This is a genomic window from Kitasatospora sp. NPDC059722 (assembly GCF_042733235.1).
Classification (GTDB): Bacteria; Actinomycetota; Actinomycetes; order Streptomycetales; family Streptomycetaceae; genus Kitasatospora.
Genome location: NZ_JBHWGD010000059.1, coordinates 13,431 through 18,014, shown reverse-complemented (window position 1 = coordinate 18,014; position 4,584 = coordinate 13,431). Strand labels below are relative to the sequence as shown.

Sequence of the window (4,584 nt, the reverse complement as noted above, 5' to 3'; positions counted from 1 at the left end):
CTCGGCCCGCGCGCTGGAGACCGCCGCCCGCTGGGCCACGGACCTCGCCGCCTGAGCCCGGGCCCGCCCGCCGTGGTGACCCACGCCGGACGGCGCGCCCGCCCGGGCGCGCCTTCCGCGTATTCGGGCGCCCGTTCTCCCATGCTGTAGGGCGCAGACCGGTGGGGCGCAGAGAGCCCGGCCGCCGACCAGAGGGAGCAACCCGTGACGTCGTCCCCGCCCGAGGAGAGCGCCGACGCGGACCGCGCGGAGACCGGGGAACAGCCCGTCCGGCCGCTGGAGATCGATGTCTTCACCGGCCCCGAGTCGGCCTTCTTCGCCACCTCCACCCTGATCCTCGGCGAGCGCACCGCGATCCTGGTCGACGCCCAGCTCACCCGCAGCGCCGGACGCGAACTCGCCGAGTGGGTGGCCGGCAAGGGGCGGCGCCTGCTCGCCATCGTCGTCACCCACCACCACGCGGACCACTACTTCGGCGCCGAGGAGGTGCTGAAGCTCTTCCCCGAGGCCCAGCTGCTCGCCGCACCGGCGGTCGTCGACGGCATCCACCGCACCGTCGCCGCCAAGGTCGCCCAGTGGAAGCCCGTGTACGGCGACGACATCCCCGACCACCCGCTGATCCCGGCCCCGCTGCTGCCGCAGCCGCTGATGCTCGACCGCCAGGTGATCCCCGTGCTCATGCTCGGGCAGGGCGACTGCGGCGACTCCACCGTCGTCCACGTGCCCAGCGTCCGCACCGTGATCGCCGGGGACTTCGTCTACAACGGCACCCACGTGTGGACCGCCGACACCACCCCCGCGCAGCGCGTCACCTGGGGCCACAACCTCGGACGCATCGCCGACCTCGATGTCGACCGGGTGATCGCCGGGCACCGGGCGCCCGACCAGGGCCACGACGCGACCCGGGTGCTCGCCTTCACCGGCGAGTACCTGCAGGACTTCGACCGGCTGCTGGCCGAGCACCCGGACGACGCGGAGGCGCTGGTCACGGCGGTGAACGAGCGGTACGGGGAGCTGACGCTGCCGGTCGTCCTGGAGCTGGGCGCGGCGGCGAACGTCGCGCGGGCGGCCGAGGAGTCGCCGGACGGGGACGACGATGTGGTGGAGGGCGAGGAGGACGAGGAGGACGAGGAGGACGCGGCCGGGTAGGGCGGATACTGGCCGCATGACGCCGTACGACGTGATCGTTCCGGCGGGCGGGGCCGCCCGGCGCCTCGGCGGGGCCGACAAACCCGGGCTGACCGTCGGCGAGACCACCCTGCTCGACCGGGTGCTCGCCGCCTGCACCGGAGCCCGCACCACCGTCGTGGTCGGCCCGGACCGCCCCACCACCCGCACCGGCGTCCGCTGGACCCGCGAGCAGCCGCCCGGCGGCGGGCCGGTCGCCGCCGTCGCGGCCGGGCTCGACCTGGTCGACGCCGCGACGGTGCTGCTGCTCGCCGCCGACCTGCCGTTCCTCGACCGGCGCACGGTCGAGCGGCTCGTCACCGCCCTCGACGACGCGCAACCGACGGTCGAGGCGGCCGTCCTGGTGGACGCCGGCGGCCGCGACCAGCCCCTCGCCGCCGCCTACCGCACCGCCGCCCTGCGCAGTGCCCTGGCCGCCCTCGGCGACCCGTCCGGCCTCCCGCTGCGCCGCCTCACCGGCGGCCTGGGACGGCTGCTGGTCGCGGACACGGACAACGTGGCGTACGACTGCGACACGTGGGAGGACCTGGAACGGGCCCGCGAGTGGGACCGGGACGGGAGGTAGGGGGAGCAGAGGACCGTGCCACAGGTGCTGCGGACGGGTGCTCACCAGGCGGCGGGCGGGGTCGTGAGGGAAACGACGCGCCCCGCACACCGGGGGAACATCCCGGGGAAACCGCCGATCAGGCAGCATGGGGCGCATGGAGCGCACGCTGGATGACTGGATCGCGGAGGTCCGCGCCGAACTCGGGATCGACCTGGACGTCGATGTCCGTGGCCTGTTGGACCTCACCCGGGTGGTCGCGCACGGGGTGGCCAGGCCGGCCGCACCGCTGACCGCCTTTCTGATCGGGTACGCGGCCGCCCAGCAGGGCGGCGGCCCCGAGGCCGTCGCCGAGGCGGCCCGCCGCACCGCCGTGCTCGCCGAGCGCTGGAGCGCGCCGGACGCGCCGGACGCGCCGGACAGGCCGGGCCGGCCGTGACGGCCGTCGAGGAGACCGCCGTGACCGCGCCCCCGGCCGGGCCCGGCACCATGGCCTGGCCACTGGCCCGCGAGACCGCCCGCCGGGCCGGGCTGCGCCCGCTGCCGCCGGTCGTGCTGCCGCTCGCCGCCGCCCTCGGCCACACGCTCGCCGAGCCGCTGGCCGCCCTCACCGACCTGCCCCCCTTCGACACCTCCGCCATGGACGGCTGGGCGGTCGCCGGCCCCGGCCCCTGGCGGGTCGCCGGGCGGCTGCTGGCCGGGCGGGCCGCCGTCGCGCCGCTGGCCGACGGCACCGCCGTCGAGATCGCCACCGGCGCCCAACTGCCGCCCGGTGCCACCGCCGTGCTGCGCCGCGAACACGGCTCGACGGACGGCGCGCTGCTGCGGGACTGCGGTCCCCGGCCGACGACCACCGGCCAGGACGTCCGTCCGCGCGGCCAGGAGTGCCGCCGGGGCGAGGCATTGCTGCCCGGTGGCACCCCCGTCGACGCGGCGGTGCTCGGCCTCGCCGCCGCCTGCGGCCACGACCGGCTTCCGGTCCGCCGCCGCCCGGTCGTCGAACTCCTCGTCCTCGGTGACGAGTTGGTCGCGTCCGGGGTGCCGGGGCCCGGTCTCGTCCGGGACGCGCTCGGACCGATGCTGGCGCCGTGGCTGCGGGCGTGCGGTGCCGAGGTGGCCGAAGTCCGCTCCGTCCGGGACGACTTCGGTCTGCTGCGGGACGCGCTCCGGCACTCCACCGCCGACGTCGTCGTCACCACCGGCGGCACCGCGGCCGGCCCGGTCGACTTCCTGCACCGCGCGCTCGACGAGGTCGGCGCCCGGCTGCTGGTCGACGGCGTCGCCGTCCGCCCCGGCCACCCGATGCTGCTCGCCGAACTGCCACCGGGCGGGCTCCCGGGCGAACTCCCCGGCGGTCGCCACCTGGTGGGCCTGCCGGGCAACCCGCTGGCCGCCGTCGCCGGCACCGTCACGCTCGCGCTGCCGCTGCTGCACGCCCGCAGCGGCCGGCCCGCCGGCGGCCCGGCCCCCGCGCCCGCCGCCGTCCCGCTGGCCGGGCACCCGACGGACACCCGGCTGCTGCCCGTCCGGCGCACCGCCGACGGCGTCGTCCCGCTCGCCTTCGACGGGCCCGCCATGCTGCGCGGCCTGGCCCGGGCCGAGGCGCTCGCCGTCGTCCCGCCGGGCGGTGCGCAGGCCGGCGACCTCGTCGAGCTGCTGGAGGCTCCGTGAGCGGGCGAACCGAGGAGGGGCGCGCATGAGCAAGCTCCTGCGCGGGCCCGCGCCGGGCACCGAACCGTGGGCGGACGCCGGGATCGTGCTGCCCGCCCGGCGCAGCGCGCCCGCCGTCCGGCAGGTCGGCTCGCGGCTGCTGCTCGCGCTCGCCGTCCTGGTCGCCACCACGGTGATCGTCTACCTCGACCGGGACGGCTACAACGACAACGCCGGCGGCGGGCTCGACTTCCTCGACTCCGCGTACTACGCGACCGTGACGCTCTCCACCACCGGCTACGGCGACATCACGCCGTACAGCTCGGGCGCCCGGCTCACCAACATCCTGGTGATCACCCCGCTGCGCGTGCTGTTCCTGATCATCCTGGTCGGCACCACGCTAGAGGTGCTCACCGAACGCACCCGCCAGCAGTGGCGGTTGAACCGCTGGAGGTCCACCGTGCGCGAGCACACCGTCGTGATCGGGTACGGCACGAAGGGCCGCAGCGCCGGCGACACGCTGCTCGGGCAGGGCGTCAAGAAGGACGAGATCGTCGTCGTCGACCCGCAGCGCAAGGTGATCGAACACGCCTCCCAGCACGGGCTCGTCGGCGTCGTCGGCGACGCCACCCGCACCGACACCCTGCTGCGCGCGGCGCTGCCGACGGCCGCCCGGGTCGTCGTCGCGCCCGAGCGGGACGACACCGCCGTCCTGGTCACGCTGACGGCGCGCCAGCTCAACAAGGCCGCCACCGTGGTCGCGGCCGTCCGCGAGGACGAGAACGCGCCGCTGCTGCGCCAGAGCGGCGCGGACGTCGTCGTCACCAGCTCCAGTTCGGCCGGCCGGCTGCTCGGGCTGTCCATGCTCAGCCCGCACGCCGGGGCGGTCATGGAGGACCTGCTCACCTACGGCAACGGCCTGGACGTCGTCGAGCGGCCGGTCACCCGGGCCGAGGCCGGGCACAGCCCGCGCGCGTGCGAGGACCTCGTGGTGGCGGTGGTCCGCGGCCGGCGGGTGATCAACTACACCGAGCCGGAGGCCGCCGTGCTCCAGCTCACCGACCGGGTGATCGTCATCAAGTCGGCGGGGTGAGTCGGGGCCCCGGGGGGGGGGGGGAACGCCCCCTCGGCGGCCCCCGGCGCCGGGGTCTCGGTCTGTGACTCCCCCACGAGCGCCCGCGGCGGGGGCCGGGCGGGGGCGG

The 4,584-nt window shown here is 76.7% G+C and carries 4 protein-coding genes and 1 pseudogene; all 5 read left to right on the top strand.

The features are described from left to right. Positions 1-204: 204 nt before the first annotated feature. The 5 genes and pseudogenes from ACFV4F_RS30365 (at position 205) to ACFV4F_RS30345 (ending at position 4,475) form a co-directional block, all read left to right on the top strand. On the top strand, positions 205-1,149 hold the full coding sequence (locus tag ACFV4F_RS30365; RefSeq protein ID WP_380507173.1) for an MBL fold metallo-hydrolase: 945 nt from the start codon (positions 205-207) through the stop codon (positions 1,147-1,149). 16 nt (positions 1,150-1,165) lie between these two features. Next, positions 1,166-1,753 carry a molybdenum cofactor guanylyltransferase gene (locus ACFV4F_RS30360; RefSeq protein ID WP_380441682.1) on the top strand — a complete coding sequence of 196 codons (588 nt, stop codon included), beginning with the start codon at positions 1,166-1,168 and terminating at the stop codon, positions 1,751-1,753. A gap of 111 nt (positions 1,754-1,864) precedes the next feature. Next, a pseudogene (locus ACFV4F_RS30355) lies at positions 1,865-2,171 on the top strand (DUF6457 domain-containing protein); the annotation flags it as partial. A gap of 50 nt (positions 2,172-2,221) precedes the next feature. Then, entirely contained in the window at positions 2,222-3,403 is a 1,182-nt protein-coding gene (locus ACFV4F_RS30350; protein WP_380507210.1) for a molybdopterin molybdotransferase MoeA, read from the top strand. Between the two features lie 25 nt (positions 3,404-3,428). Continuing rightward, entirely contained in the window at positions 3,429-4,475 is a 1,047-nt protein-coding gene (locus ACFV4F_RS30345; RefSeq protein ID WP_380507171.1) for a potassium channel family protein, read from the top strand. The last annotated feature ends 109 nt before the right edge of the window (positions 4,476-4,584 follow it).

Excerpts from the sequence above, each read along its gene's own strand:
- ACFV4F_RS30360 (WP_380441682.1), top strand. The coding sequence starts at position 1,166 with ATGACGCCGTACGACGTGATCGTTCCGGCGGGCGGGGCCGCCCGGCGC.
- ACFV4F_RS30350 (WP_380507210.1), top strand. The coding sequence starts at position 2,222 with ATGGCCTGGCCACTGGCCCGCGAGACCGCCCGCCGGGCCGGGCTGCGC.
- ACFV4F_RS30345 (WP_380507171.1), top strand. The coding sequence starts at position 3,429 with ATGAGCAAGCTCCTGCGCGGGCCCGCGCCGGGCACCGAACCGTGGGCG.